At 65.9% G+C, this 25,877-nt stretch carries 26 protein-coding genes and 1 tRNA gene; 12 read left to right on the plus strand and 15 right to left on the minus strand.

Translation table 11 applies throughout. The annotated features are described in order from the left end of the window. Positions 1-47 precede the first annotated feature (47 nt). The gene (locus tag BRSPCE3_RS28055; protein ID WP_244069582.1) at positions 48-1,598 is read right to left on the minus strand and encodes an ABC transporter substrate-binding protein; all 1,551 of its coding nucleotides are present in this window, start codon (positions 1,596-1,598) and stop codon (positions 48-50) included. Positions 1,599-1,649: 51 nt separating this feature from the next. Beyond that, the gene (locus BRSPCE3_RS28060; RefSeq protein ID WP_244069583.1) at positions 1,650-2,423 is read right to left on the minus strand and encodes a class II aldolase/adducin family protein; all 774 of its coding nucleotides are present in this window, start codon (positions 2,421-2,423) and stop codon (positions 1,650-1,652) included. Between the two features lie 148 nt (positions 2,424-2,571). Here BRSPCE3_RS28060 and BRSPCE3_RS28065 point away from each other — a divergent pair, with 148 nt between their 5' ends. Together BRSPCE3_RS28065 and BRSPCE3_RS28070 are read left to right on the plus strand one after the other, a co-directional pair. Continuing rightward, positions 2,572-3,276: a GntR family transcriptional regulator gene (locus tag BRSPCE3_RS28065; protein WP_244069584.1), complete on the plus strand. Its 705-nt coding sequence runs from the start codon at positions 2,572-2,574 to the stop codon at positions 3,274-3,276. Positions 3,277-3,324: 48 nt separating this feature from the next. Next, positions 3,325-4,350: a histone deacetylase family protein gene (locus BRSPCE3_RS28070; protein WP_244069585.1), complete on the plus strand. Its 1,026-nt coding sequence runs from the start codon at positions 3,325-3,327 to the stop codon at positions 4,348-4,350. 5 nt (positions 4,351-4,355) lie between these two features. On the opposite strand, the gene BRSPCE3_RS28075 is transcribed toward BRSPCE3_RS28070, so the two are convergent. Together BRSPCE3_RS28075 and BRSPCE3_RS28080 are read right to left on the minus strand one after the other, a co-directional pair. Then, a tRNA-Ile gene (locus BRSPCE3_RS28075) sits at positions 4,356-4,431 on the minus strand. A 109-nt stretch (positions 4,432-4,540) separates the two neighbouring features. Then, positions 4,541-5,509: a tripartite tricarboxylate transporter substrate binding protein gene (locus BRSPCE3_RS28080; RefSeq protein WP_375709970.1), complete on the minus strand. Its 969-nt coding sequence runs from the start codon at positions 5,507-5,509 to the stop codon at positions 4,541-4,543. 119 nt (positions 5,510-5,628) lie between these two features. Between BRSPCE3_RS28080 and BRSPCE3_RS28085 the strand changes: the two genes are divergently transcribed. After that, positions 5,629-6,597 (plus strand): TAXI family TRAP transporter solute-binding subunit, encoded by a 969-nt coding sequence (locus BRSPCE3_RS28085; protein WP_244069586.1) that lies wholly within the window; start codon positions 5,629-5,631, stop codon positions 6,595-6,597. A gap of 147 nt (positions 6,598-6,744) precedes the next feature. Here the strand turns inward: BRSPCE3_RS28085 and BRSPCE3_RS28090 are convergent, their stop codons facing one another. Further along, entirely contained in the window at positions 6,745-7,935 is a 1,191-nt protein-coding gene (locus tag BRSPCE3_RS28090; RefSeq protein WP_244069587.1) for an ABC transporter substrate-binding protein, read from the minus strand. Between the two features lie 306 nt (positions 7,936-8,241). Between BRSPCE3_RS28090 and BRSPCE3_RS28095 the strand changes: the two genes are divergently transcribed. Beyond that, positions 8,242-9,351, plus strand: a complete 1,110-nt coding sequence (locus BRSPCE3_RS28095; protein WP_244069588.1) for a molybdopterin-binding protein — start codon at positions 8,242-8,244, stop codon at positions 9,349-9,351. A 9-nt stretch (positions 9,352-9,360) separates the two neighbouring features. Further along, entirely contained in the window at positions 9,361-11,310 is a 1,950-nt protein-coding gene (locus BRSPCE3_RS28100; protein WP_244069589.1) for a molybdopterin biosynthesis protein, read from the plus strand. Between the two features lie 764 nt (positions 11,311-12,074). Here BRSPCE3_RS28100 and BRSPCE3_RS28105 read toward each other — a convergent pair. Next, positions 12,075-12,428, minus strand: coding sequence for a hypothetical protein (locus BRSPCE3_RS28105; protein ID WP_309296339.1), 354 nt, complete (start codon positions 12,426-12,428; stop codon positions 12,075-12,077). Positions 12,429-12,663: 235 nt separating this feature from the next. Here BRSPCE3_RS28105 and mobB point away from each other — a divergent pair, with 235 nt between their 5' ends. From mobB to BRSPCE3_RS28130, 5 genes are all read left to right on the plus strand, one after another. Next, positions 12,664-13,191: a molybdopterin-guanine dinucleotide biosynthesis protein B gene (gene mobB, locus BRSPCE3_RS28110; RefSeq protein WP_244069590.1), complete on the plus strand. Its 528-nt coding sequence runs from the start codon at positions 12,664-12,666 to the stop codon at positions 13,189-13,191. 54 nt (positions 13,192-13,245) lie between these two features. Beyond that, positions 13,246-13,515, plus strand: coding sequence for a sulfurtransferase TusA family protein (locus BRSPCE3_RS28115; RefSeq protein WP_244069591.1), 270 nt, complete (start codon positions 13,246-13,248; stop codon positions 13,513-13,515). Positions 13,516-13,835: 320 nt separating this feature from the next. Further along, positions 13,836-15,488, plus strand: coding sequence for an OFA family MFS transporter (locus tag BRSPCE3_RS28120; RefSeq protein WP_244069592.1), 1,653 nt, complete (start codon positions 13,836-13,838; stop codon positions 15,486-15,488). A gap of 92 nt (positions 15,489-15,580) precedes the next feature. After that, entirely contained in the window at positions 15,581-15,862 is a 282-nt protein-coding gene (locus tag BRSPCE3_RS28125) for a hypothetical protein (RefSeq protein ID WP_244069593.1), read from the plus strand. A 124-nt stretch (positions 15,863-15,986) separates the two neighbouring features. Beyond that, positions 15,987-16,262 (plus strand): hypothetical protein, encoded by a 276-nt coding sequence (locus BRSPCE3_RS28130; protein WP_244069594.1) that lies wholly within the window; start codon positions 15,987-15,989, stop codon positions 16,260-16,262. A 173-nt stretch (positions 16,263-16,435) separates the two neighbouring features. On the opposite strand, the gene lon is transcribed toward BRSPCE3_RS28130, so the two are convergent. The 3 genes from lon to corA all read right to left on the minus strand — a co-directional run bounded on the left by lon (position 16,436) and on the right by corA (position 20,420). After that, positions 16,436-18,814 (minus strand): endopeptidase La, encoded by a 2,379-nt coding sequence (gene lon / locus BRSPCE3_RS28135; RefSeq protein ID WP_244069595.1) that lies wholly within the window; start codon positions 18,812-18,814, stop codon positions 16,436-16,438. Positions 18,815-18,826: 12 nt separating this feature from the next. Beyond that, positions 18,827-19,234 carry an Hsp20/alpha crystallin family protein gene (locus tag BRSPCE3_RS28140; RefSeq protein WP_244069596.1) on the minus strand — a complete coding sequence of 136 codons (408 nt, stop codon included), beginning with the start codon at positions 19,232-19,234 and terminating at the stop codon, positions 18,827-18,829. Positions 19,235-19,403: 169 nt separating this feature from the next. Then, positions 19,404-20,420, minus strand: coding sequence for a magnesium/cobalt transporter CorA (corA, locus tag BRSPCE3_RS28145; RefSeq protein ID WP_244069597.1), 1,017 nt, complete (start codon positions 20,418-20,420; stop codon positions 19,404-19,406). Between the two features lie 295 nt (positions 20,421-20,715). Between corA and BRSPCE3_RS28150 the strand changes: the two genes are divergently transcribed. Beyond that, positions 20,716-20,931 carry a hypothetical protein gene (locus BRSPCE3_RS28150; protein ID WP_244069598.1) on the plus strand — a complete coding sequence of 72 codons (216 nt, stop codon included), beginning with the start codon at positions 20,716-20,718 and terminating at the stop codon, positions 20,929-20,931. Between the two features lies 1 nt (position 20,932). Then, positions 20,933-21,097: a hypothetical protein gene (locus tag BRSPCE3_RS28155; RefSeq protein ID WP_244069599.1), complete on the plus strand. Its 165-nt coding sequence runs from the start codon at positions 20,933-20,935 to the stop codon at positions 21,095-21,097. A gap of 8 nt (positions 21,098-21,105) precedes the next feature. Here the strand turns inward: BRSPCE3_RS28155 and BRSPCE3_RS28160 are convergent, their stop codons facing one another. The 6 genes from BRSPCE3_RS28160 to BRSPCE3_RS28185 all read right to left on the minus strand — a co-directional run bounded on the left by BRSPCE3_RS28160 (position 21,106) and on the right by BRSPCE3_RS28185 (position 25,457). Next, positions 21,106-21,870: a slipin family protein gene (locus BRSPCE3_RS28160; RefSeq protein WP_244069600.1), complete on the minus strand. Its 765-nt coding sequence runs from the start codon at positions 21,868-21,870 to the stop codon at positions 21,106-21,108. Continuing rightward, positions 21,867-23,258: a nodulation protein NfeD gene (locus BRSPCE3_RS28165; RefSeq protein WP_244069601.1), complete on the minus strand. Its 1,392-nt coding sequence runs from the start codon at positions 23,256-23,258 to the stop codon at positions 21,867-21,869. The genes BRSPCE3_RS28160 and BRSPCE3_RS28165 overlap by 4 nt, the downstream gene beginning before the upstream one ends. A gap of 118 nt (positions 23,259-23,376) precedes the next feature. Further along, the gene (gene dapA / locus BRSPCE3_RS28170) at positions 23,377-24,330 is read right to left on the minus strand and encodes a 4-hydroxy-tetrahydrodipicolinate synthase (protein ID WP_244069602.1); all 954 of its coding nucleotides are present in this window, start codon (positions 24,328-24,330) and stop codon (positions 23,377-23,379) included. 8 nt (positions 24,331-24,338) lie between these two features. Further along, positions 24,339-24,593, minus strand: coding sequence for a hypothetical protein (locus BRSPCE3_RS28175; protein WP_244069604.1), 255 nt, complete (start codon positions 24,591-24,593; stop codon positions 24,339-24,341). Positions 24,594-24,703: 110 nt separating this feature from the next. Further along, entirely contained in the window at positions 24,704-24,979 is a 276-nt protein-coding gene (locus BRSPCE3_RS28180) for a hypothetical protein (RefSeq protein WP_244069605.1), read from the minus strand. 13 nt (positions 24,980-24,992) lie between these two features. Further along, positions 24,993-25,457 carry a hypothetical protein gene (locus BRSPCE3_RS28185; RefSeq protein ID WP_244069606.1) on the minus strand — a complete coding sequence of 155 codons (465 nt, stop codon included), beginning with the start codon at positions 25,455-25,457 and terminating at the stop codon, positions 24,993-24,995. Positions 25,458-25,877: the final 420 nt, after the last annotated feature.

A 25,877-nucleotide genomic window follows, 5' to 3' on the forward strand; every position in this document is an offset into this window, starting at 1 on the left:
AACGGCAGAAACCGCGGCGCTGGACGGCGCCGCGGCGGGAAGCGTCGTTACTTGTCGAGCCAGGCGTCGCGGAAGCCGTCATTGACGCCGATCGCGGTCGTCACGAGGTTCTTGACGTTGCAGCGGGTGATGGTCGGGAACTGGAGCTCGAGCTGCCAGGCCACCGGCACGTCGTCGGTCAGGATCTTCTGCGCCTTGAGATAGACTTCCTCGCGCTTGGAATCGGGAAAAGCGGTGGCGCCGTCGGCGAACAGCTGATCGATCTCGGGGTTCGAATAGCCCTCGACGTTGTTGAAGGGCGATCCCTTGGAGATCTGGCTCGAGATGTAGTTGCGGCCGACGCCGAGTGCGGGATCGCCATATTGATAGAGATAGGTGAAGGCGATGTCGTAGTCCCAGTCGGAGACCTTCTGGTTCCAGCCCGGCACGTCGGTTGCGATCATCTCGACATTGATGCCGACGTCCTGCAGGTTCTGCTTCACCGCTTCGGCCCAGCGTTGCCAGGTTTCGCCATAGGGCAATGGCAGCAGGCGGACCTTCTCGCCCTTGTAGCCGGCTTCCTTCAGCAACGCCTTGGCCTTGGCCGGGTCATAGTCGTAGGTGGTCACCTTGTCGGTGTAATACTTGATCGTGGAGGCCGACGGGCCAGTCGCGACCTTGGCGAGGCCGTTCCAGATCACGTCCTTGGCGAAGTTGCGGTCGATCGCATACATCAGGGCCTGGCGGAATTTCTTGTTCGCGGTCGGGCCCTGCCGGTTGTTGAGCCACAGCCAGGAGTGTGGGCTGAAGAATTCCCAACCCGCGCCGGTGACGCAGACGTTCTTCAGCTTGGTGAGGCGCGGCACATCGAAATTCTCGACCGAGCCGCCGGGCAGCACGTCGACCTTGCCGGTCTCGAACGCCACCGCGCGCGCGGCGGCGTCGGGGATCACGTGCCAGTAGATCTCGTCGAGATGCGGCAGGCCCTTGATGTAGTAATTCGGATTCTTGACCAGGCGGATGAACGAGCCCTTCTGCCATTCCTTGAACATGAAGGGGCCGGTACCAATAGGCGTGTTGTTCGCCGGATTGGTCTTGTAGTCGGTGCCTTCGTAAATGTGCTTGGGGATCATCGGCAGCGAGCCGACCTCGAAGATGCCGAGGAACGGACCGAACGGCTGCTTCAGCGTGAACACGACCGTGCTGTCGTCCGGCGTCTCGACCTTGTCGAGCTGGGCGAGGTTGCCGCGGGCGCGCGGATGGGTCTGCTTGAGGAAATCGATCGAGAAGGCGACGTCGGCCGAGGTGAACGGCTTGTTGTCGTGCCAGGTGACGCCCTTGCGCAGCTTGAACGTATAGGTCTTGCCGTCCTCGCTGACGTTCCAGCTTTCGGCGAGGCCGGGCAGCGGCTCGAGCTTCGGCGAATAGCGCAGCAGGCCTTCATAGATGTTGCCGGCGATCATCTGGGTCGGGCCGTTCTGGACCAGGCCGACCATCAGGCCCGGCGGCTCCGGCTGGATCACCGCGTTGATCACGCCGCCGGATTTCGGCTCCTCGGCAAATGCCGCGGTGCTCAGGGCACTCGCCAGAAGAAGGCTCAGCAGAACTCGCTTCAACATTTTCAATCTCTCTTGTTGAAATTTCCCGGCGGCGGCGTGGCCTTCCGATGACTAGTTCACGAAATCCGGATCGGTGCGCGCGAGCATGCGCTTGAAGGCCGCCCACTCGCTGTCGGGCACGCCTTTGGTTTCGATGGCGTCATAGAAGGTTGCGTATTGGCCGGCGGTCTTGTGCGCGACCGCATCCGACAGCGGTGCGATCTCGGCGCCGGTGGACTGGATCGCAAGCTGCGCGCGGCAGGAGCGCTCCAGATTGTGCATCAGCTTGAAGGCCTCGGCGACCGAGCGGCCGCAGGTCAGCATGCCGTGATTGCGCAGCACCATCACGAATTTGTCGTCGAGATCGGCGACCAGGCGCTGGCGTTCGTCGAGATCGAGCGCGATGCCTTCATAGTCGTGATAGGCGAGGCACCCGGTGAACTGCATCGACCATTGATTGAGCGGCAGCAGTCCCTGCTTCTGGCAGGACACCGCGACGCCGGCGACGGTGTGGGTGTGCAACACGCAGGCGACATCCGGCCGCGCCGCATGGACCGCGCTGTGGATGGTGAAGCCGGCCGGATTGATGCCGAGCCCGAGCGGGTCGTCGATCACGACGCCGTCGAGGTCGACGGTGACGAGGCTCGAGGCCGTCACCTCCTCGAAGCGCATGCCGTAGGGATTGATCAGGAAGCGGTCATGATTGCCGGGCAGCCGCACCGAGATGTGGGTGTAGATGCTGTCATCGAGACCGAGCCGGTGAATCAACCGGTAGGCTGCGGCGAGGTCGATGCGGAATTGCTGGTTCTGGTCCTTTACGGCGTCGGGCCGCACATGCGTCGTCATCGTTGCTGCTAGTCCCTGTCCGCGGGCCGTTATTGTTGCGCTGCAATGCCCGCGTCACTAAACTGTCGACAATCTAAGGCTTGATCAAGTCTAAACTGTCGACAGTCGGCGATTAAATAATGTACAAGGGTCAAAACGGACCCTTTTGATGCGCACGATTTCCCCTCCTGTCGGCTTGCCGGCCCTCAACGAAACGGACCTGGTTGGCCAGGTCGCCCGGCGTCTGACCGAAGCCATCGTTCAGGGACGGCTGCCGCCGGGATCAAAGGTGGTCGAAGCCGGAATCGCCCGCGAACTTGGGGTGAGCCGCGCGCCGGTGCGCGAGGCCGCACGGCTGCTCGAGCAGCAAGGTCTGCTGGTCGCCAATCCGCGCCGCGGCTTCTTCGTCCGGCAGTTTGCCGCTGACGATATCGACGAGATCTACGATCTGCGTCTCTGCGTGGAGCGTCACGCCGCGGTGCTCGCCGCGCGCAACCTGACGGCAGAGACGCGCGACATGCTGCGCCGGCAGATCGATGTGCTGCACGAGACGGCCGATCTCGACGACCCGGCGCGGCAGGTCGAGGAGGACTATCGCTTCCATCGTCTGATCTGCGAGATCGCCGGCAACCGGCGGATGCTGCGGCTGTTCGACGATCTCGCCTCGGAGCTGCGCATGGTGATCGGCCTGATCGGCCGCCTCTATGACGATCCGCACGAGATCGCGCGGACGCATGAGCCGGTGCTCGCCGCGATCGAGGCCGGTCATCCCGAACGCATCGTCGCGCATGTCGACTATCACATCGGCCATGCCTGGCGCGAAGTCGGGCGGCTGGTGCGCGAGATTCCGCCGTGGCCTGCGGCGGCGAAATAGCCGCGGGTGATGTTGCGATCTTTCTGATTCATCCAACAGGAGTGTCCCGTGAAGGCCGTCTACAGTGATCTGCACCGCAGCCATGATCCGCAGTTCTTCCTGGTCCGCGGCGTGGTCCAGCGCACCACCGAACAGCCCGAGCGCGCCGATCGGCTGCTGGCAGGCCTGAAGGCCGGCAAGCACACGCTGATCGAGCCGACCAGGTTCGGGCAGGGGCCGCGCGCCCGCGTGCACAGCCCGGAATATCTGGGCTTTCTCGCCGAGGCCTGGGATGCGTGGTCCGCGCTCGGCGATGCCGGGCCGGAGATGATCGCGAACATCCATCCGGTGCGCAACGCCGCCACCTATCCGACCCATATCGTGGGCAGGCTCGGCTGGCACACGGCGGATACCGCAGCGCCGATCGGCAAGGGCACCTGGGCCGGCGCCTGCGCGTCGAGCGATGTCGCGGTCACCGCCGCGCAGATGGTGCTCGACGGCGAGGATGCGGTTTATGCGCTGTGCCGTCCGCCCGGCCACCACGCCTATCGCGACATGGCCGGCGGTTTCTGCTTCCTCAACAACAGCGCGATCGCGGCCGAGCATCTGCGCCAGAAGCATGAGCGCGTCGCGATCCTCGATGTCGACGTGCATCACGGCAACGGCACACAGGGCATCTTCTACGAGCGGCCGGATGTCTTCACCGTGTCGATCCACGCCGATCCGTCGTTCTTCTATCCGTTCGTCTGGGGCTATGCGCATGAGCGCGGCGCCGGTCCCGGCCTCGGCGCCAATCTCAACATTCCGCTCGCCAAGGGCACCGGCGACGACGACTACATGAAGGCGCTCGCGACAGCGGAGAGGGCGATCCGTTCCTTCGCGCCGACCGCGCTCGTGGTCGCGCTCGGCCTCGATGCCTCCGAGAAGGATCCGCTTGCGGGTCTCGCCGTCACCACCGATGGCTTCCGGCGGATCGGCGAAGCCCTGGCGCGTTTCGGACTGCCGACGGTGCTGGTGCAGGAGGGCGGCTATCTCTCGGATATCCTCGGCGCCAATCTGACGGCGGTGCTCGGCGGATTCGAAGCCGCGCGTTGATTCCGTGGTGGGCCCGGCAGGACTCGAACCTGCAACCAGACCGTTATGAGCGGCCGGCTCTAACCATTGAGCTACAGGCCCCGCCGCCTTGCGGGCCGCGGGGTGCGGCCGGCAACGGTGCGGGCTCCGTTTACAGGGTGCGTCGGGTTTCGGCAATGCCGGGCCCCGCGCCGCCCCGGTGATCGCGCCTTCAGTCCACCGAGACGCCGGCGAACTCCACGACCTTGCGCCATTTCTCGGTCTCGTCGGCCACCAGTTTGCCGAACTCGGCCGGGGTCATCGGCTTCGGGATGCCGCCCACCTCGGCGAGGCGGGCCACCAGCTTGGGATCCTTCAGGGCCTCGCCGACCGCCTTGTTGAGGGTCTCGATGACCTCCGGCGGCGTTCCCTTCGGCGCCGAGATGCCGTAGAAGCCGACCGCCTCGAAGCCCGGCACGGTCTCGGCGATCGCCGGCACGTCGGGCACACCCGGCCAGCGCTGCGGCGAGGTAACGCCGAGCGCGCGCACGCTGCCGCCGCGTGACTGCTCCAGCGCCGACGGCAGATTGTCGAAGATCAGCTGCACCTTGTTGGAGATGATGTCGGGGAAGGCGATCGCGGATCCCCGGTACGGCACGTGCTGCATGTCGCACTTGGTCATCGCCTTGAACAGCTCGGCCGACATGTGCACCGAGGTGCCGTTGCCCGACGAGGCGTAGGCGATCTTGCCCGGATTGGCCTTGCAGTAGTCGATGAACTCCTGAACCGTCTTCACCGGCATCGCGTTCGAGACCACCAGCATGTTGGTGAGCTGCATGATGCTGGCGACCGGCGTGGTGTCGCGCAGGAAGTCGTAGGGCAACTTCTTGTAGAGCGAGGTCGAGATCGCGTTGTTGGGCGCGACGAACAAGAGCGTATAGCCGTCGGCCGGCGAGTTGATCGCGGCGGCGGCTGCGATGTTGCCGCCGCTTCCGGCGCGGTTCTCGACCACGAATTGCTGGCCGAGATGATCCGACAGCCATTGGCTCATGATGCGGGCGACGATGTCGACCGGGCCGCCGGCGGCAAACCCGATCAGCCAGCGCACCGGACGGTTCGGATAGTCGGATGCGGAGGAGGGGGCAACCGAGGCAAGGCAACACATCAAACCAAGCAACGCGGCACGTGCGAACCGGAACATCGTCTCTCCCGTCATTTTCTTGTGACTGTTGGCTTCATGGTTTCATAAAACGCCGGCTTTGCCTACGACCCCGCCCGTGCGACGATAGTCTTGCTCACGTGCAATGCTTGAGGCTCGGGATGAAATTCGCTGTTATGATTTGCGCCGGCGCGCTGCTGCTCGCGGGCGGCGCGGCGGCGCAAGAGGGGAGCAAGACGATTTCCAAAACCACGATCAGTTTCGCCACGGCGACGCCGGGTGGCGGCTTTCCGCTTTATGGCAATGCCCTCGCCGAGGTGATCAATGCGGTCGACCCGACATTGTCGATCGAGCCGCGCAACACCAAGGGCTCCAACGAGAACATCCCGCTGCTCGAGGCCGGCAGTGTCGACATCGCAACCGTCGCCGGCGAGCCGTCCTATGAGGCCTTCATGGGCATCGGCCGGCCGAAGGCGACCGGGCTGAAGATCCTCACCGCGATGTATTCGAGCCCGGGCATGTTCGTGGTGCGCGCTGACAGCCCGTACAAGACGATCCAGGACCTGGTCGGCCAGCCGGTCGCGTTCGGCGCCAAGGGCTCCGGCCTGCCGATCCTGTCGCGCTACATCCTCGACGGCATCGGGCTGAAGCAGGACGAGGACTTCAAGTCGATCTATCTTGATCGTGCCGGTGACGGCCCTGCAATGGTCGAGGACGGCCGCGCCGCCGCGCTGTGGGGCGCCGGCATCGGCTGGCCCGGCTTCAGCAAGATGGCCGAGAGCGCGACCGGCGCGCGCTTCATCGCGCCGACCGCGGACGAGATCATGCGCATCCGCGCCAAGCACACCTTCCTGAAGCCGCTGACGATCCCAGCCGGCAGCTACCCGAAGCAGACCGCTGCGATCGCCTCGGTCGGCTCCTGGAGCTACATCCTGGTGCGCGAGACCTTGCCCGACGATGTCGCCTATCGGCTGGCGAAGACGCTGCACGGTGTCGAGGCTGACTTCTGCAAGAAGCTCGCCCAGGCTTGCGAGACCACGGCCGTGAACACCGTCGCTGCCGCGCCCGATATCAATCTGATCCACCCCGGCGTGCTGAAATACTTCAAGGAGATCGGGGTGGCGAAGTGACCGCTGCATGGACGCTTTATCGCGTCCATGCAGAGGTCATTCCGGGGCGCGCGAAGCGCGAGCCCGGAATCTCGAGATTCTCGGGTGCGCAAGTGCGCACCATAGTTCGATGCTGACGCATCGCCCCGGAATGACGACCTTCGGTCGTCATTTTTTCACCATCGAACACGCCGGGTCGGGCGGGCCGAACGCGTCCTCGCCCGAGATCTTGGCCAGGATCTTGTAGTAGTCCCACGGATATTTCGACTCGGCCGGGGTCTTGACCTGCACCAGCCAGAGATCGTGCACCATCAGATTGTCCTCGCGCAGCTTGCCGTTGCGGGCGAAGAAATCCTCGACCGGTTTCTCGCGCATCTTGGCCGCGACCTTGAGCGGATCGTCGGTGCCGGCCTCCTTGATCGCGTTCAGATACGCGGTCACCGAGGAATAGACGCCGGCCTGCCACATCGTCGGCATCCGGTTCATCTTGGCGAAATAGCGCTTCGACCACTCACGGGTCTTGTCGTCCATGTCCCAGTAGAACGAGGTGGTCAGCAACAGGCCCTGCGCGGCCGACAGGCCGATCGAGTGGACGTCGGTGATCAGCGCCAGCAGCGCGGCCATCTGCTGGCCGCCGGCGAACACGCCGAACTCGGCGGCGGTCTTGATCTCGTTGGTGTTGTTCGGCGGTCCGCCGGCAATGCCGATGATCTTGGCCTTCGAGGCCTGCGCCTGCAGGATGAAGGACGACAGGTCGGGCGTGGCGAACGGCGGCCGTACCGCGCCGAGCACCTTGCCGCCGTTCTTGGTCACGATCGCGGAGGCGTCCTTCTCCAGCGAATGGCCGAACGCATAGTCGTCGGTGATGAAGAACCAGCTGTCGCCGCCGCGCTTCACCACTTCCTGCGCGGTGCCGACCGCGAGCGCGCGGGTGTCGAACACCCACTGCATCGCGTAGGGTGAGCAGAACTTGCCATGGAAATCGGTGGCGCCGGTCGAGTGTGTGATGAACAGCTTTTTCTTCTCGTTGGCGATGTTCTGCACCGCAAGCCCGACCGCCGAGACCGGCACGTCGACGATCAGGTCGACCTGATCGACGTCATACCAGCGCCGCGCGATGGTCGCGCCGATATCCGGCTTGAGCTGGTGATCACCGACGATCACCGTAACAGGCTTGCCAAGCACCTTGCCGCCGAAATCGTCGACCGCCATCTGCGCGGCGGTGACCGAGCCCTGTCCGGTCGGCGTCGAGGCCGGGCCGTTCATGTCGGTCAGCACGCCGATCTTGACGATGTCGTCGGATACCTGCGCCGATGCCGCCGAAGAGGCCAGCAGCGCCGCTGCGAGCGTCCCGAACATGGCGAGTCTGGAGCCAATGCCGTTCCGATTGAATCGGAACGGCGCTCCAGATTTTTGTTTTGACGCGTTTTCTTCACGCGAACCGGTAGCCACTTCGCTCGAAAACGCTCTGATGGCGTTCATTCTGTCTCCCTCCTGAATTGGCGCATTGGCCATTATGGTTGTGCCGGGCCTCTGGAACCCGGTCATATTGGTTTCTTTTGCAACTACTTTGGGGTCCGCGTCAACGCGCCATCGGTCTAATGGAGGTGCCCCGGCACGGTGCAAGCCGGTTTCCTTCAGGGCCGATTCAGTCCATAGCGGGCCATGGTTACCGCCCAGCGTCGTCCCGCTTCGCTCACCCCGCTCGATGCGGCGCTGGCTGCCGTGCTGCGCGACCTCGCGCCGGTCGAGCCGATCGAGCTGCCGCTGGCTGACGCCCTGCACTGCATCGCCGCCGAGATGCCGGCCCTGCGCACCTATCCGCCGCACGACGTCGCCGTCGGCGACGGCTGGGCGATGCGCGCCAATGATCTGGTCGGCGCGTCCTCCTATGCGCCGCTGCCGCTGGCGGCACTGCCGGTCTGGGTCGAGGCCGGCGCGGCGATGCCGGATGGCACCGACTGCGTGGTCGATGCCGACGCTGTCGACGCCTCCGGTCCGCTGCCGCAGGTGCTCGCCGAAGCCGTCCCCGGGCAGGGCGTCCGGCGTGCCGGCAGCGACATTGCCGCCGGGCGCGCCGTGATCGCGGCGGGTGAGCCGCTGCTGCCGCGCGGTCTGCTGCTCGCGCGCGCGGCAGGATTGGCGCTGGTGCGCGTACGACGACCGCGGCTGCGCATCGTCAACATCGGCAACGGAAAGCTGACCGCGCAACTGACCGCCGACACCGCATGCCTCGCCGGCGCCGAGGTCGTCCCCGCCGAGGCGGCGCCCGATGCGACAGCGATTGTAAGCGCGCTCGACGCCGCCGGCTGCGATCTGATCATCACGATCGGCGGCACCGGCGTTGGTCACGCCGATGCGGCGGTCAATGCGTTGGCGACGCGCGGCGCGCTGATCGCGCATGGCATCGCCCTGCAGCCCGGGCGTACCACGGCGGTCGGCCGGATCGAGGCAACGCCGGTCATAGCCTTGCCGGGCGCGCCGGATCAGGCCTTCGCGGCGTGGTGGGCGATTGCGCTCCCGGTGCTCGACCGCCTGTCGGGCCGGCGCCCGCGCACAACGCTGGCGCTGCCGCTGGAACGCAAGATCGCCTCCGGCGTCGGTATTGCAGAGGTGGTCTTGCTGGCGCGCCGGCAAGACCACTGGGCCGTGCTTGCGATCGGGGACCTGTCGCTCGAGGCCATCGCGCGCGCCGAAGCCCTGCTGATCGTGCCCGGCGGCGCCGAAGGCTTCGCTGCGGGCAGGCTTGTCGATGCCTATATGTTGCGGGAGTGAGTTCCCGAGATGACCCAGACGTTCACGCCGAAACCAAACGCATCCGTCGCGCAGGACCAGTTCCTGACCATCCTGTCGCGCGAGGAGGCGATCGCGCGCTTCGAGGCGGCGCTGTTCCCGCGCCAATTGCCGTCCGAGCGACGGCTGCTCGCCGACGCGCTCGGCCGTGCGCTGGCGGAGGACGTGGTGGCGCCGATCGACGTGCCGCCATTCGATCGCTCCAATGTCGACGGCTTTGCCGTGCGCTCGGCCGATTTGACGCGCGCCGGTGAGGCCGCACCGGTGCAGCTCGCGCTGAACGACGAGATCATTTCGTGTGGCACCGCGCCGACCCGGCCGGTGCTGCCGGGTACCGCGACCGCGATTGCGACCGGCGGCCCGGTGCCGCGCGGCGCGGACGCGATCGTGATGGTCGAGCACACCCAGCCCGCCGGTCATGATGCGATCGAGGTCCGCCGTGCGGCGTCGCCCGGGCAGTTCGTGTCCTATGCAGGCTCCGACATCGCGCGCGGCGAGGCGCTGCTGCGCGCGGGAACGATCATCGGCTCGCGCGAGATCGGCATGCTCGCGGCCTGCGGCATCGCCGAGATTGCGGTCGTGCGCCGGCCGCGCGTTGCGATCCTCTCGACCGGCGACGAGCTGGTGCAGCCGGGCGAGACGCTGCGGCCGGCCGCGATCTACGACACCAATGGCGCGATCGTCACCGCGGCGATTGCCGAGAACGGCGCCGACCCATCGTTCCTCGGCGCGATCGCGGACAATGAGGCGATGCTCGAGGCCGCGATGCGCAAGGCGCTGGCGGACAGCGACATGCTGGTGCTGTCGGGCGGCACCTCCAAGGGCGCGGGCGACGTCTCGCACCGGATCATCGGCAGGCTCGGCAAGCCCGGCATCATCGCCCATGGCGTGGCGCTGAAGCCGGGCAAGCCGCTGTGCCTTGCGGTCTGCGACGGCAAGCCGGTGGTGATCCTGCCGGGCTTTCCGACCTCGGCGATGTTCACCTTCCACGACATGATCGTGCCGGTGCTGCGGCGGATGGCCGGGCTGCCGCCGCGCTCCGATGCCAAGGTGGCGGCGAAGGTGCCGGTGCGGATCGCCTCCGAGCTCGGGCGCACCGAGTTCGTGATGGTGTCGCTGGTCGAGGGCGCCGACGGCCTGATCGCCTATCCCGGCGGCAAGGGCTCGGGCGCGATCACCTCGTTCGCGCAGGCCGACGGCTTCCTGAATATCGAGGCGCTCGCCGACCAGCTGCCGGCCGGCAGCGAGGCCGAGGTGACGCTGTTCACGCCGCATGTGCGGGTGCCCGATCTCGTCATCGTCGGCAGCCATTGCACCGGGCTCGATCTCGTCACCGCGCCGCTGGCACGTGCCGGCCTGGTGGTGCGCTCGATCGCGGTCGGCAGCCTTGGCGGGCTCGCCGCCGCCAAGCGCGGCGAATGCGATCTCGCTCCGATCCATCTGTTCGACGACAAGACCGAGACCTACAACACGCCGTATCTCGCCGACGGCCTCGAGCTCGTGCCGGGCTGGCGGCGCATGCAGGGCATCGTATTCCGCAAGGACGACACGCGCTTCGCCGGCCTGAGCGCCGAAGAGGCGGTGCGCGCCGCGCTCGCGGATCCCGCCTGCATCATGGTCAACCGCAACCAGGGCGCGGGCACCCGCATCCTGATCGATCGCCTGCTGGCGGGCAGCCGGCCCGATGGCTACTGGAATCAGCCGCGCTCGCACAATGCGGTCGCGGCCGCGGTGGCGCAGCATCGCGCCGACTGGGGCATGACCATCGCGCCGGTCGCGGCAGCCTCCGGCCTCGGCTTCATTCCGCTTGCCGAAGAGCATTACGATTTCGCGCTGGTCACCGCGCGCAGGCAACGGCCCGCAGTGCAGGCGTTTCTCGACGCGCTGGCCTCGGATGAGGGCAGGGCGGCGTTGGAGAAGGCGGGGTTCAGGCCGGCGTAGGCGAGATCCGCGACACCCAACACTGTCGTCCTGGCGAAAGCCAGGACGACATCGAATCTGTGGCGCAGCCTGCATCCACAATCATCGTCCCGGCGAAGGCCGGGACCCATACGCCGCGGCTTGTGTTGTGAATGGGACTCGTCGTTTCGCGATCGTACAACAATGACCATTTGTGGTTATGGGTCCCGGCCTTCGCCGGGACGACGGTGAGTTGTGTGGCGCGGTCTGTGAATCATGGCTCCGCATTCTCGCGGCATGCTCCGCCCGAGTTTTGCGGCTCGTTCCGCCCTCTCTCTCAGAGGGCGCAGGGAAAGCCGGGTGCCGATCGCACCCATGGGCCCCGTGCAAAAGGTAGAAAGCACGGGGGTAGGACCACAGGTGTAACCGGAAACAACCCGGCTTTCCCTGCGCGATGGGCTACGGCTTACTTCGTGCTCTCCCCGGCGAGACTGGGCTTGCTTGTCACCGTCTTCGCAACGCGCGACCTGCGCAATCGGAAAAGACACCTGCCACCAGGGCGTCAGGACCACACGACTTCACCGTCCGCGTCATGCGCACTCGTCAGTTGCGCAATTCGCGTCCACCGCATCCCGACCCGCGTTCGTGACGACCGCGAAGCGCCCCTCGTGTCGGGCGAGACGGGTGGACCATACACTGTGTCGCCCTTCGGATAAAACGAAATATTTTTGTGCGCGGTGGTTGACAGGTTTTCGCTGTGTTGCCCGACGGGTAGTTTTGCCGCGCGGCGCGGCTGCGGCTCCGGCTCAGTGCCGCATGGCCATCTCGACGAACTCCAGCACGGAGCGCGGGACCTCGTCGTATTCGACGAAACGGCGCCGAAGCTCGTCGGCAATATCGGTCGTGACGTCGCGCGACCATCCTTCGCTGGTGTTGAAGGCGATGATGCGGACCGGATGGTTGTAATGATCATCCAGCAGACGGCGGATCAGCGTTTTCCGGTCGGTGCCTTCATCGGTTTCGCACCAGGCGCGGCCAAGCCGGCCGAAATCGTTCAGCACCAGATAGGTGTCGTGGTCGATTTGATGCGGCACGATCGACGGTGCGCGAGCCATGCGAGATCCTCCGGCGATAATTTTATCGCGTTCCGGTCGCTCCATGCATTGGAAACTTCGAGGTATATCCGCTGGTAGTCGGACGGCGCGTGAAATGAGACGAAGGCCGCGATGGTTCCTGAGCCCGCCGTCCCGTCGCAAGTGGGCGCAGCTGCTCCCGGGCTTTCCGAAGGCGCTCCACGAGCAGCCCGCCCGATTCGTCAATCCATTGGCGGGGCTGGCATGACATTGCGCCAAGGCTGATATAAGCAGCGTGGACGCTATGGTTTCGGAGACGCGTATGAAAGTGATTGGCCTCGCCGGATGGAGCGGTGCCGGCAAGACCACCCTGCTGTCGCGGGTGATCCCCTATCTGCTCGGCCGGGCCTTGCGGGTCTCCGTGATCAAGCATGCCCACCACGAATTCGATGTCGACGTGCCGGGCAAGGACTCCTGGGTGCACCGGCAGTCCGGCGCGACCGAGGTGCTGGTGTCCTCGACGCGGCGCTGGGCGCTGATGCATGAGCTGCGCGGCGCCCAGGAGCCGCGGCTGCCGGAGCTGCTCGCCAAGATGGCGCGGGTCGATCTGGTCGTGGTCGAGGGCTTCAAGCGCGAGCCGGTCAACAAGATCGAGGTGTATCGCTCCGCCAACGGCAAGCCGCTGCTGTTTCCCGACGACCCGCGCGTGGTCGGGATCGCCAGCGACATCGCCGTCGAAACCACGCTGCCGGTCGCGCATCTCGATGACATCGCCGACGTCGCCGAATTGATGCTGCGCTCGGCGATCCCGGTCGACGATGTGCTCGCTGCGGCTCCGGCCGACAGCTGACCAGGCGAGGGGTGCCGCGTTGACGATGCATGACGGCTTCGCCATGGTCGAACCATGACAACGACAAAGCTCGACCTCACCGGCCTGAAATGCCCGCTGCCCGCACTGAAGACGCGCAAGGCGCTGAAGGGCGTGACCGCGGGAGACTTCCTCGAAGTGCACTGCACCGATCCGCTTTCGGTGATCGATATCCCGGCCCTGATCCAGCAGACCGGCGACAAGGTCGAGATCACCGAACGAAGCGACGTCCGGATCGTTTTCCTGATCGAGAAGGCGAATGGAACGATAGATAATTCAAATGCTGCAGCGCCGCGTACGCGCTAGATCCGGCTTGATATCTACCTTTTGCCTATCGACACCTATTTTCCATTCTGCGCGAATTGATAATGTCCACCGGGTTGTGGAGATGAAGTCGTGCCCTGACCAGGGCACGTGGGGCAGTAGAGGGCAGGCCTAACGTTCAGAGCGCGCCGTGCGGCCGGGCATATCCGGCAGCATCGGGGGTTAGCATTTCCGGAATGCGCGTGGCTGATCCCGGCGCAGGCAGGGAATGGGCGGAGCAATGTGATTGCGCCGCAAAGGGGTGGACACGGGATCGAACACGGCAGAGCGCCTGACGTAATGGCGGCTGCAGGGAGGTTTCAATGACGACGATGAGCAGCGCCGGACGCGTATCGGCTGCAGGCGCAGGTTTCCTCGACAAGGAACACACGATCGCGACCGCCGGCTTCAACCGCTGGCTGGTGCCGCCGGCGGCGCTGTGCATCCATCTGTGCATCGGCATGGCCTACGGCTTTTCGGTGTTCTGGTTGCCGCTGTCGCGCGCGATCGGGTTGACCGCGCCGAAGGCGTGCCCGGACATTTCGCTGGTCCAGGAGCTGTTCACGACGACCTGCGACTGGAAGGTCGCGAGCCTCGGCTGGATGTTCACGCTGTTCTTCGTGGTGCTCGGCGTCGCGGCCGCGGTGTGGGGCGGCTGGCTCGAGAAGGTCGGCCCGCGCAAGGCCGGCTTCGTCGCCGCGCTGTGTTGGTGCGGCGGCCTCGTGCTCGGCGCGATCGGTATCTACTTCCATCAGCTGTGGCTGATGTGGCTCGGCTCCGGCGTGATCGGCGGCATCGGGCTCGGCCTCGGTTACATCTCGCCGGTGTCGACGCTGGTGAAATGGTTCCCGGACCGCCGCGGCATGGCGACCGGCATGGCGATCATGGGCTTCGGCGGCGGCGCGATGATCGGCGCGCCGCTCGCCGACAGGCTGATGACCTACTTCAAGACGCCCACCTCGGTCGGCGTCTGGGAAACCTTCCTCGCAATGGCGGTGATCTACTTCGTGTTCATGATGATCGGCGCTTTCCGCTACCGCCTGCCGCCGTCTGGCTGGCAGCCGGATGGCTGGACGCCGCCGTCCAAGACCAATGCGATGATCTCGACCAAGAACGTCCATCTCGACAACGCGCACAAGACGCCGCAGTTCTGGCTGATCTGGTGGGTGCTGTGCTTGAACGTGTCGGCGGGTATCGGCGTGATCGGCATGGCCTCGCCGATGCTGCAGGAGATCTTCGCCGGCAAGCTGATCGGGCTGCCCAACGTTCCCTTCAACGGGCTCGATACGGCGCAGAAGGCGCAGATCGCGGCGATCGCCGCCGGCTTCGCCGGCCTGCTGTCGCTGTTCAACATCGGCGGCCGCTTCTTCTGGGCCTCGCTGTCCGACAAGATCGGCCGCAAGAATACCTATTACACGTTCTTCGTGCTCGGCATCGTGCTCTACGCGCTGGCGCCGACCTTCGCCGTGATGGGCTCGAAGCTGCTGTTCGTGCTCGGCTTCGGCATCATCCTGTCGATGTATGGCGGCGGCTTCGCCACCGTGCCGGCCTATCTCGCCGACATGTTCGGCACCCAGTTCGTCGGCGCGATCCATGGCCGCCTGCTGACGGCGTGGTCGACCGCGGGCATCATCGGTCCGGTCGTGGTGAACTACATCCGTGAATTCCAGCTGGCTGCCGGCGTGCCGCGCGATCAGCTCTACAACACCACGATGTACATCCTGTGCGGCATGCTGATCGCGGGCTTCATCTGCAACTACATGATCAAGCCGGTCGATCCGAAGTGGCACATGAGCGACGCGGAAGTGGCGAAGCTGCAGGCGGCGACGGCGACCGGCGGCAATGGTGCGACCGGCTCGTTCGGCATCGGCAAGGGCGGTTTTGACGGCAGGGCGGCGCTGTTCTGGCTGTTCGTCGGCATTCCGCTGGCCTGGGGCATCTACATGACGCTGCTCAGCGCGGTCAAAATCCTCTGATCGCGACCAACATCGCCGCGGGTTGCCGAGTCTCGGGCGCCCGCGGCGTTCGCTTTATTCAATGAACAGAAATCGGATTGGGGGATTTCAAAATGTCTTGCACCCGGATTTGCCTTGCCGCCGCGCTGCTTGCCATCGGGCTGCATGCCGCGTCGGCCCAGACTGCGGCACCGGCAGCACCAGCGCCGACCGCCGCCACCACCACGGCCAAGCCGTCGAAGATCAAGCTGACGATGGAGAAGCTAAGGGCGATGAAGGCGCAGTGGCGCGCCAACAAGCCGAAGCTCAAGGCCTGCCGCAAAGAGGTGAAGCAGAAGGGGCTGACCGGCGACGACCGCTGGTTCTATATCTCGGACTGCATGGCCAAGAGCTGACCCCGTCCGGTTCGCCGTCACGGCGTGCGGCTCGGCCGACGAGAAAGCCAACGCGAATATCAAGTCAGTAACGCTGTCGCATTACTGCAAATAAGGTTGAGGCGTCGGACATCGGGAAGGCGTTATGGCTGTGCTGTCCGCATGCGAGAAGGAGTGTCGCGGCGACTACTACACCCAGAAGCAGGCAACACATGGAGGCCTAGCCATGTCACGTCACAACAAGATGCCGCCGATCCCGCCCGCCAATCGCAGCAACAGGGGAACGGGCGGCGAAGCGGACGTCAAGAAGGATACCTCATCGAAGAAGGCGGTCGATAACTTTGCGGAGCAAGGCGACACCGCCAACGTCAAGCAGAACACAACCAACGCCGGTTTTTTCAAGGGGCGTCGGGTCAAGTAGTTGGCCGAAGCACTGCTGGCGTTGAAGAGGGGCGTGATGACTTTCTCTTTGAATCGTCATCGCACTCAATCTTCTTCTTTGAGCATGATCTCGCGCCAATACCTTCGCGTCTGTCGCGAGGGAAAGCCGGTGTCGACTCCTCGAGGTCATCCCCTAACCCGCCGGCGATGGCCTCACTCCGCAGCCGCAGGCGTCGCCTTGGCGGGCTCGAGCGCTGCGGCGATCGCCTCGTCGACGCGTTCGAGCCAGATGAATTCCAGCTTGGCGCGGGCGCCGGCGGGGATGTCGTCATAGTCGCGCTTGTTGCGCGCCGGCAGCATCACCCGGGTGAGGCCCGCGGCCGCGGCGGCAACCACCTTCTCCTTGATGCCGCCGACCGGCAGCACGAGGCCGCGCAGCGAGATCTCGCCGGTCATCGCGGTGTCGCTGCGCACCGTGCGATCGGTCAGCAGCGAGGTGAGGGCGGTGAACATCGCCACCCCCGCGCTCGGGCCGTCCTTCGGCGTGGCACCGGCGGGAACGTGGATGTGAATGTCGTTCTTCTCGAACATGCCGGGGTCGATGCCGAGCTGTGTCGCGCGGCTCTTCACCAGCGTCATCGCGGCCTGCACGCTCTCGCGCATGACGTCGCCGAGCTGCCCGGTGATCATCAGGGCACCGCGGCCCGGCGTGCGCGAAGCCTCGATGAACAGGATGTCGCCGCCGACCGGGGTCCAGGCCAGCCCGGTGGCAACGCCCGGGATGCTGGTGCGCATCGCGATCTCGTTCTCGAACCTCGGTTGGCCGAGCAGCGACACGATGTCCTTCGGCGCGATGGTGACGTGGCTGGTGCTGCCTTCGGCGATCTGCACCGCGACATTGCGCAACACCTTGCCGATCTCGCGCTCCAGATTGCGGACGCCGGCCTCGCGGGTGTAGCTCTTGATGATCAGCCGCAGCGCATCCGGTTCGATCTCGACCTGGTCGGCCTTGATCCCGTTGGCCTCGAGCTGGCGGCGCACCAGATAGCGCTTGGCGATCTCGAGCTTCTCGTCCTCGGTGTAGCCGGCGAGGCTGATCAGCTCCATGCGGTCGAGCAGCGGCCCGGGCACGCCGTCGAGCATGTTGGCGGTGGCGATGAAGACGACGCGCGACAGGTCGAACGGCACGCCGAGATAATTGTCGCGGAACGTGCTGTTCTGCTCGGGATCGAGCACCTCCAGCATCGCGGCCGACGGATCGCCCTGGATGCCGCGGCCCATCTTGTCGATCTCGTCCAGCATCATCACGCAGTTGCGCGCGCCGGCCTTCTTGATGGCCTGGATGATGTTGCCGGGCAGCGCGCCGATATAGGTGCGGCGATGGCCGCGGATCTCGGCCTCGTCATGCACGCCACCAAGGCTGACACGAACGAACGGCCGCGACATCGCGCGCGCGATCGACTGGCCGAGCGAGGTCTTGCCGACGCCGGGGGGACCTAAGAAGCAGAGGATCGGCGCCTTGCCGCCGGGCGCGAGCTTGCGCACCGCGAGATATTCGATGATGCGGCTCTTGATCTTCTCCAGCCCGTAATGGTCCTGGTCGAGGATCTTGCGCGCCTCCGCGATGTCGATCGGCTTCTCGTCCGGCAGGCTCCAGGGCAGGTCGATCAGCCAGTCGAGATAGCTGCGCACCATGCCGGACTCGGCGGCGGCCTCCGGCATCCGCTCGTAGCGGCGCAATTCCTTCTGCGCCTGGCTCTCGGCCTCCGGCGGCATCTTGGCCTCGACGATCGCCTTGGTCAGCTCGGCGACCTCGGCGGCCTTGCCGTCGCCCTCGCCGAGCTGGCGCTGGATGGTCGCCATCTGCTCGCGCAGGATCGCCTCGCGCTGCCGCTCGTCGAACACCGCCTTGGTCTTCTGTCCGATCTCCTGGCTTAGCCTGAGCACCTCGATGCGCTCGGCGAGATGTCGCGAGACCTTGTCCATCCGCGCCACGAGGTCGACGGTCTCCAGGATGTCCTGTTTCTCCGCCGGCTTGATGTCCATGTAAGAGGTCGCGAGGTCGGCGAGTGTCGCCGGCGAGGTCGTGCCCTGCAGCGCGGCGATCAGTTCGGGCGGCGTCTGCGGCAGCAATTGCGCGGCCTCCAGCGCCTGGCGCTGCAGATTGAGGAAGCGCGCCTCGATCTCGGGCGAGGTGGTGGTCGGCTCGGGGATCTGCAGCACGCGGGCGGCGAGGAACGGCGTGCCGGGCAGATAGTCGAGCACGCGCATGCGCTGCACGCCCTGGCAGACCAGATGGTGGGTGTCGTCGGCGCCGGTGATGTAGCGCACGATGTTGGCGACGGTGCCGACCCGGTAAAGCCCGTCCGGGCCGGGATCGTTGGTCTCGGGATCACGTTGCAGCAGGATGCCGATCGGCCGCTGCTCGCGCACCGCCTGCTGGGCGGCGGCGATCGAGGTCGCGCGCGCGATCGTGATCGGGATGATGACGTCCGGAAACAGCACGGTGTTGCGGACCGGGACGATGATCGTCGCGTCGCTTGGGATCGGCGCCGAGGTCGATGTCGGGCTTGAAATGTCTGATGCGGCCATGTCGAAATCCCCTCAGCTCGATTTGCCGAGCCGCAGGCCGACGCAGCCATGCGCGGCAAAGCGGCTGATGGTGTAGCGGCCGGTCGGCAGCGCGATGCGGCGCTCGAAGCGGCCCTGCGGCAGCTCGAGACGGAGGATGCGGGCGTTGCGCAGCTCGGACGGCAAAGTGCGGCGGCCGGAGATCACCAGCGTGCCGCCGTCGAGCGCGGCCTCGACCTCGTCGGGATCGACCCCGGGCAGCGCGACCAGGATCAGGATTTCCTCCTCGGTCTCGATCACGTCCATCGGCGGTTCCCAGCTCGGCTCGCTGGTACCCGCGCGCGGGCGCAGATTGAGGAAGCTCTGGTGCAGTCGCTCGGCGCGGGCGAGCGCCTCGATCGCGTCTGTGAGCATCCAGTTGATCGGATCCTTGGGGCCCATCGGCACTCTCCACGTCGTCTTGGAAGGCGACGTTAGCGGTCTTGCGGCCGACCGTAAACCGGCCCCTCGCGCCGCGGATCGCGGGTCAAATTGTCCGAATTGTTCGCAATTTGCACATGTGAGCGGTGCGCCGCTGCAGGGCCGGACGGTGCGATGCTCGGATTGTTGCCTACAGCCAGCCGGACCGCCTGAACCGCCAGAACAGCCCGCCGCATGCGACCAGCATCAGGCCCATCACGACGAAATAGCTGTACTCCCATTGCAGCTCCGGTATGTATTTGAAATTCATGCCGTAGATCCCGGCGACGGCGGTCGGCACCGCAACGATCGCAAGCCATGAGGCGAGCTTCTTGGAGATCGCCGTTTCCTGCGCCTGACCGACCAGCAGGCTTGCTTCAAACGCGAAGGCGAGCACCTCGCGCAGCGAGTCGATCCGTTCCTGGATGGTGCGGACGTGATCCGTGACGTCGCGGAACAGCGGACGCATGGTGGCGCGCACCATCGGCAGGTCGTCGCGCTCGAGCCTGCGGCAAACCTCCACCAGCGGCCCGACCGCGTTGCGCAGCCGCAGCAGGTCACGCCGCAGCAGATAGAGCCGCTCGATCTGCGCCCGCGTCATCGCGCTCGCCAGCACCTCCGCCTCCATGGCCTCGACCTCGTCCTGGATGGTCTCGAGCACCGGCGAATAGTTGTCGACGATGAAATCGAGAATGGCATAGAGGATGTAGTCCTCGCCCCGGGCAAGCGCGCGCGGGCAGCTCTCGCAGCGTTCGCGGACCGGCGTGTAGGACGTCGAGGCGCCGTGCCGCACCGAGACGATGTAGCCCTCGCCGACGAACAGATGCGTCTCGCCGAACGCGATGCTCTCGCCCTCGAGCTGGGCGGTGCGCGCCACGATGAACAGCGCATCGCCGTATTGCTCGATCTTCGGCCGCTGATGCGCGTGATCGGCGTCTTCGATGGCGAGGTCGTGCAGCTGGAATTGCCGCTGCAGGTTGCTCAGCAGCGCCATGTCGGGCTCGTGCAGGCCGATCCACACCACGTGATCGGGCTTGTTGCGCCAGCTCGCGGCCTCCTCGATCGCGATGTTGGCGATGCGGCGTCCCTCGACATAGACGCCTGCAGCGATCACGCCATCGGAGGGGACGGGACCGGCGCTTGCGACGCTTGGCGATGCGAGGTTCATGGTCTGCACCCTCGGTTATCCGAAAGGCTAGCACCGAATGGGCGCTGGTCAACACGGCCAGAGACGTCGTGTTCCGGCCTGTACGGGCCGGCACAGCCGGTCCCATCGCGGGTCGGCCGATCCTTATGCCGTTCCTATGCCGCGCCGCGGCGTGCCCTCTCGAATTCCTACGCTCTTCCCAGCATCTTGTGGTGTGACGCGGTGCGCTCGCGCGCTGCCAACAGGAAGGTGGGACATGACCTTGCTCCAATTACACGATGTCCGGCCCCAACGTTCAGCCGGAGCCATCCGTCCCGTGTTGAGGCGGACAATCCGGCGGATCGGCGCTGCATTCAGGACCGTCCACCGCGCGATCGCCGCGGCCAAGATCCACCGGCTGCGCAACGAGCTGTTGCTGCATCGCGGCCATGAGGATTGGGCACGAACCCATCTCCATGCCGGCATGCTCGGCGGCGATGCCGAGAGATATCCGCGCCCGCCGGTCGTGCTCGGCGAGAAGTGGGACTACTGACATGAGCGTGGTTTCTTGCATCGCCGCCCTGCTGCGCCGCGCGGCGGAGGGATTTTTCAAATTCCTCGCCTGGATCGGCGAGGAGCCGATCAGCCGCTACCGGCCCGAGGCGCATTACATGCGCGGCCCGGGACCGGCCTGGCGGGCCAAGCATCACGGGCATTAGGAAGCGGATCACGTCGGCGCTTCACCTCGGCGTGTCAGGTGATCGAGCAGGTTCATCGGCAGAGGGAAGACCACGGTCGAGGAGCGCTCGCCGGCGATGTCATGGAGCGCTGCGAAATAACGCAGCTGCATCGCCTGCGGCTCCTGGGCGAGGATCCGGCCGGCTTCGACCAGCTTCTCGGCGGCCTGCTGCTCGCCCATCGCATTGATCACCTTGGCGCGCCGCAACCGTTCGGCCTCCGCCTGCTTGGCGATCGCCCGCACCATGGTTTCGTTGAGGTCGATATCCTTGATCTCGACCGCGTTGACCTTGATGCCCCAGACGTCGGTCTGCTTGTCGAGGGTCTCCTGGATGTCGGCGTTGAGCCGGTCGCGTTCCGCCAGCATCTCGTCGAGCTCGTGCTTGCCGAGCACCGAGCGCAGCGTGGTCTGGGCGAGCTGGCTGGTCGCCGCCATGTAGTCGCTGACCTTGATGATGGCGCGCTCGGGATCGACGATGCGGAAATAGAGCACGGCGTTGACCTTGACCGAGACGTTGTCGCGCGAAATCACGTCCTGCGGCGGCACCACCTGCACCACCACCCTGAGATCGACCTTCACGAGCTGCTGCACCACCGGGATCAGGATGATGAGCCCCGGACCCTTGACCCCGGTGAATCGGCCGAGCGTGAAGATGACACCGCGCTCGTATTCGCGCAGCACGCGCACCGCCTGGGTCAGGAAGATGATGATCAGCAGGGCGATCGCCGCATAGGTGAAATAATCAAGCATCATGCTGTACCTCCTTCGCCGGCGGATGCCGGCGCACGCCGCACGACCAGCGTCAAATCGATGATGTTGGCGACCTCGACCGTCTCGCCCGCCTTGAATGGCTCGCTGCCGCGCGCCTGCCAGCGTTCGCCATTGGTGAAGACGTGACCGGATGTCCCGGACCAGTCGAGCACCTCGGCCGATAGCCCGCGCATCGCTTGCGCACCTGTCCGCAGCGGGCCCCTGCGGGCGCGGCGCAGCGCGCCGAGCACGACCAGGATGAGGCCTGCGAACATCGCCGCGACGATGCCGATCACCGGCCATGACAGGGCGTATCCGGGCGCCTCGATCCGAAACAGCATGGCGGCGCCCAGCACAAAGGCGACGATGCCGCCGAGGCCGATCACGACGGTCGGGTTGAAGGCCTCGATCGCGAGCAGCGCGATCCCGACCAGCATCAGGGCGAAACCGGCATAGTTGATCGGCAGCATGTTGAGCGCGTAGAGGCCGAGCAGCAGGCAGATCGTCCCGACCACCCCGGGCGCCACCGCACCGGGCGACATGAATTCGAAGATCAGGCCGTAGATGCCGACCATCAGCAGAATGAACGCGATATTGGGGTCGGTGATCACAGCGAGCACGCGCGCCACCCAGGAGGGATCGATGGCTTCGATCACGGCGTCCCTCGTCGCCAGGCGTTGGGTCTTGCCGCCGGCGAGCTCCACCGTCCGGCCATCGACCTGCCTGAGCAGGTCGGCCGCGTCACGCGCGGTGAATTCGATGACGTTGGCCTGCAACGCGGCGTTGGTGGAGAGGGTGGCGGCGTCGCGCACCGCCTTCTCGGCCCAGTCGGCGTTGCGGCCGCGCAGTTCGGCGAGGCTGCGGATGAAGGCAACGGCATCATTGGTCACCTTCGCCGTCATGGCATCCTTCGGCTCGGCCGCGTTGCCGTCCTTGTCTTTACCGCCCTTGTCCGGCGTGCTGCCCGGCAGGCCCGGCAGCGGGCCGCCGATCTGCACCGGCGTCGCCGCGCCGATATTGGTGCCCGGCGCCATGGCCGCGAGGTGGGCCGCGTAGAGGATGTAGGTCCCGGCGCTCGCGGCGTGGGCGCCGGAGGGCGCGACGTAGCCGATGACGGGAACGGGCGAGGCCAGCACGTCGGTGATGATCTCGCGCATGCTGGTGCTGAGACCGCCCGGCGTGTTCATGCGCAGGATGACGATCTCGGCGTGCCGCTCGGCCGCCTTGGCGAGGCCGTCCTTGACGTAGCTGGCCGATGCCGGCCCGATCGCGCCGTCGATTGAAATGGTCAGGGCAAGGCGGTTGTTGTCCGCGGCCGTACCGGGACCGATGGAAACAACCAGAGCGACCAGGACGGTCGCCACAACGAGAGCCGCCTTGAGGGTCTGCACGGCAAGCACTCCCTTGCCGTGGATATGGGGCGCCGTTTGGCAACCTCAATATGGCGCGCTGTCACGGACGCGGTGTGGCCGATCCCGTGGTCCGATTCCATTGTGCGTCGCGGCACGCTCAGCGCGCGACAGCCAGATATTCATCGGCTATGTCGGTCATCGCTTGGGCGATCTCGGCCTTCGCCGCGCCGTCGAGCTGGACGATCGGCAGCCGCGTCGCCGGCTGCATGAACCCCAATAGCGCCAGTGCGAATTTCAGGGCGGCGGGGTGCTCGCGCTCGAGCAGCGTCGCGAGCGGCACCAGGCGCTGATGCAGCTCGCGCGCTTGATACAGCCGGCCCTCGCGCAGGTGCCGGGCCACCGCCACGCACAGATCGGGCGCGACATTCGAGACCTGTGAGATGCAGCCATCACCGCCGGCGGCCATATAGGCCAGCGAAACGGTGTCGTCGCTGGTCAGCATCCGGAACGTTGCCGGCAGGCGGGGACGCAGCCGCCTGAGCCGGGCGACGTCGCCACTGCCGTCGCGCAGTCCGATGAAGCGTGGAGTGTGCGCCAGCTCCAGCAGCGTCTCGTCGGCGAGCCCCTTCACCGTCCGCGCCGAGACATCGTGCAGGATGATGGGCAGCGCCGTGGCCGCAGCCACAGCGCGGAAATGCGCCGCCATGCCCTGCGGCATCGGCTTGTTGTAGTAGGGCACGACCGACATGATGGCGTCGGCGCCGGCGGCCTCCGCGGCCCGGGTGAAGGTGACGGCGCGCTCCGTCGCGTTCGACCCGGCGCCGGCGATGATGCGGACCCGCTTGCGCGCCACACTGGCAGCGATGCGAACCAGCTCGGCGCGTTCCGCGGGCTCCAGCGTCGCGTTTTCACCCGCGGTCTCGCCGACCACCAGCGCCGAGGCGCCGGCTGCGATCTGACGCTCGCACAGCCTCCCGAACGCCTCGGTGTCGATCTTGTCCTGGTGGTTGAAGGGGGTCGGAAGATCGGGGATGAAGCCCGACAGCCACGCCGCCGAATCCGCTTTCGCAACCGTCGTCGCAATGACTTGCGCAGTCGCTTTCAGAGTCATGGGCGTGCTCAGGCCACGCGGCTGGCGGGGAGGGACGCGGTCTCGCCGCGCATATCGAGCTCGAGCTCGCGCGACAGCTCGACGATCATTTCGGGATGCTGGCCGTTCTCGAACAGCGCGTATTTGACGGCCTGGGCGCGGTCGACGAACAGGCCGCCATAGAGGCCGTTCTGCTGCTGGGCGACCCACTGGCCGCGGTGGTTGCGGCCGATGAAGACGATGGTGGACGCGGCGCTACACGAGGGAGGTTCGACGAGTTTCACGGTGAGTGTCCTTGAGGTGGAAGTCACGCGACCAATGTCTGATTGGCGGGATATGAAATCGAGCGCGTGCGACCGGCAACTTCATAGGAGCGGCATAGGATTTTGCGGGCCTAGATATGCTGGACGATGCCGGTGCCGAGCGCGCACAGCGCGACATAGGCGGTCATCTCGTCCCAGTGATTGAGATCAGCGGCAAACGGCATCTCGCGCTTCACCAGTCCCGCGAGCGCACAGATCAGTGCCGACATCCACAGCAGCGTGACGATCCCCCTGCCGAAGCCTGCGCCGGCGAACACGGCGAAGCCGATCATGATGGCGAGTCGGAAGCCGAACCGGACCATGACCTGGACCGACTGCAGCTGCTGCGGCAGTTGTTTGATGTTCACGGCCGCGCCGCCGTCAGCCGATACTGTCGACGAACAGCGGCTCATACAGCGAGCGCGGTTCGCGGCGGACGGTCGGCACGCTGGTGCGGTTCTCGGGCGCAGAGATCCGCTGCGCCTCGACGAAGGCAATGATGATCGCGAGTGCGAGATCGGAGTGGTGGGTCTCGATCGACTGGTCGAGCCAGTCGGGCAGCTCGCGTTCGCGCGACAAGGCGCAATGCCACTCGCCCTCGTCATAGACCAGGCGGCGGACCTGCCATTGCGGCAGTTCGAGATCGAGCAGCGCGATCGCGGCATCAGTCCAGGCGCCGGACTGGATCAGGCGCTCGACGCGCGAAGTCTTGCCGCTCTGCCCGACCGACGGAAAGCGCCGGCAGGTCTGGCTGATGATGTCGGCCATGAATTCGGCGGTGACGGCATAGGCGTCGCGCAGCCGTTCGCCGAGGTCGGCCGAGGTGGGGTGGGAAAGCACGGACATGGCGTCATCTCGTCTTGGGTGCGGCCCAAAGATGGTTCAAGGCATTGGCCGCAGGCCCAAAATGGCCGGAGTGCCATTTGAAAACGAGATGAGGCGAAGGGCGGAGATATAGGGATTCCATAAAGATGGGGCGGACCCCTTCACCCTCCCCTGGAGGGGGAGGGTCGCTTCACATCGCGTTAGCGATGCGAAGCGGGGTGGGGTGACGGTCCCTCCGCGTCTGACAGCGCCCGTGTTGAGAGATCACCCCACCCCGTTTCGCATTCCGCTGCGCTCCATGCGAACCGACCCTCCCCCTCCAGGGGAGGGTGACGCAGTAGGCAGCTTTGGGTCGATGTGGTGCGGGACGACGGCGGAGAGCGGGCTGGGCACTTATACGATTCCTATAACGTCCTTATGCGCCACATCTCGAAAACCTAT

Origin of the sequence: Bradyrhizobium sp. Ce-3, assembly GCF_022835695.1 — a bacterium.
Lineage (GTDB): Bacteria > Pseudomonadota > Alphaproteobacteria > Rhizobiales > Xanthobacteraceae > Bradyrhizobium.

What these genes read in the sequence shown, in the direction of transcription:
- mobB (WP_244069590.1), top strand. Translation starts at nt 12,664, where the DNA reads ATGAAAGTGATTGGCCTCGCCGGATGGAGCGGTGCCGGCAAGACCACC.
- BRSPCE3_RS28060 (WP_244069583.1), bottom strand. Translation starts at nt 2,423, where the DNA reads ATGACGACGCATGTGCGGCCCGACGCCGTAAAGGACCAGAACCAGCAA.
- BRSPCE3_RS28080 (WP_375709970.1), bottom strand. Translation starts at nt 5,509, where the DNA reads ATGTTCCGGTTCGCACGTGCCGCGTTGCTTGGTTTGATGTGTTGCCTT.
- BRSPCE3_RS28130 (WP_244069594.1), top strand. Translation starts at nt 15,987, where the DNA reads ATGGCTGTGCTGTCCGCATGCGAGAAGGAGTGTCGCGGCGACTACTAC.
- BRSPCE3_RS28065 (WP_244069584.1), top strand. Translation starts at nt 2,572, where the DNA reads ATGCGCACGATTTCCCCTCCTGTCGGCTTGCCGGCCCTCAACGAAACG.
- BRSPCE3_RS28055 (WP_244069582.1), bottom strand. Translation starts at nt 1,598, where the DNA reads ATGTTGAAGCGAGTTCTGCTGAGCCTTCTTCTGGCGAGTGCCCTGAGC.
- corA (WP_244069597.1), bottom strand. Translation starts at nt 20,420, where the DNA reads ATGAACCTCGCATCGCCAAGCGTCGCAAGCGCCGGTCCCGTCCCCTCC.
- dapA (WP_244069602.1), bottom strand. Translation starts at nt 24,330, where the DNA reads ATGACTCTGAAAGCGACTGCGCAAGTCATTGCGACGACGGTTGCGAAA.
- lon (WP_244069595.1), bottom strand. Translation starts at nt 18,814, where the DNA reads ATGGCCGCATCAGACATTTCAAGCCCGACATCGACCTCGGCGCCGATC.
- BRSPCE3_RS28085 (WP_244069586.1), top strand. Translation starts at nt 5,629, where the DNA reads ATGAAATTCGCTGTTATGATTTGCGCCGGCGCGCTGCTGCTCGCGGGC.
- BRSPCE3_RS28100 (WP_244069589.1), top strand. Translation starts at nt 9,361, where the DNA reads ATGACCCAGACGTTCACGCCGAAACCAAACGCATCCGTCGCGCAGGAC.
- BRSPCE3_RS28140 (WP_244069596.1), bottom strand. Translation starts at nt 19,234, where the DNA reads ATGGGCCCCAAGGATCCGATCAACTGGATGCTCACAGACGCGATCGAG.
- BRSPCE3_RS28155 (WP_244069599.1), top strand. Translation starts at nt 20,933, where the DNA reads ATGAGCGTGGTTTCTTGCATCGCCGCCCTGCTGCGCCGCGCGGCGGAG.
- BRSPCE3_RS28125 (WP_244069593.1), top strand. Translation starts at nt 15,581, where the DNA reads ATGTCTTGCACCCGGATTTGCCTTGCCGCCGCGCTGCTTGCCATCGGG.
- BRSPCE3_RS28160 (WP_244069600.1), bottom strand. Translation starts at nt 21,870, where the DNA reads ATGATGCTTGATTATTTCACCTATGCGGCGATCGCCCTGCTGATCATC.
- BRSPCE3_RS28095 (WP_244069588.1), top strand. Translation starts at nt 8,242, where the DNA reads ATGGTTACCGCCCAGCGTCGTCCCGCTTCGCTCACCCCGCTCGATGCG.
- BRSPCE3_RS28090 (WP_244069587.1), bottom strand. Translation starts at nt 7,935, where the DNA reads ATGTTCGGGACGCTCGCAGCGGCGCTGCTGGCCTCTTCGGCGGCATCG.
- BRSPCE3_RS28105 (WP_309296339.1), bottom strand. Translation starts at nt 12,428, where the DNA reads ATGGAGCGACCGGAACGCGATAAAATTATCGCCGGAGGATCTCGCATG.
- BRSPCE3_RS28120 (WP_244069592.1), top strand. Translation starts at nt 13,836, where the DNA reads ATGACGACGATGAGCAGCGCCGGACGCGTATCGGCTGCAGGCGCAGGT.
- BRSPCE3_RS28115 (WP_244069591.1), top strand. Translation starts at nt 13,246, where the DNA reads ATGACAACGACAAAGCTCGACCTCACCGGCCTGAAATGCCCGCTGCCC.
- BRSPCE3_RS28185 (WP_244069606.1), bottom strand. Translation starts at nt 25,457, where the DNA reads ATGTCCGTGCTTTCCCACCCCACCTCGGCCGACCTCGGCGAACGGCTG.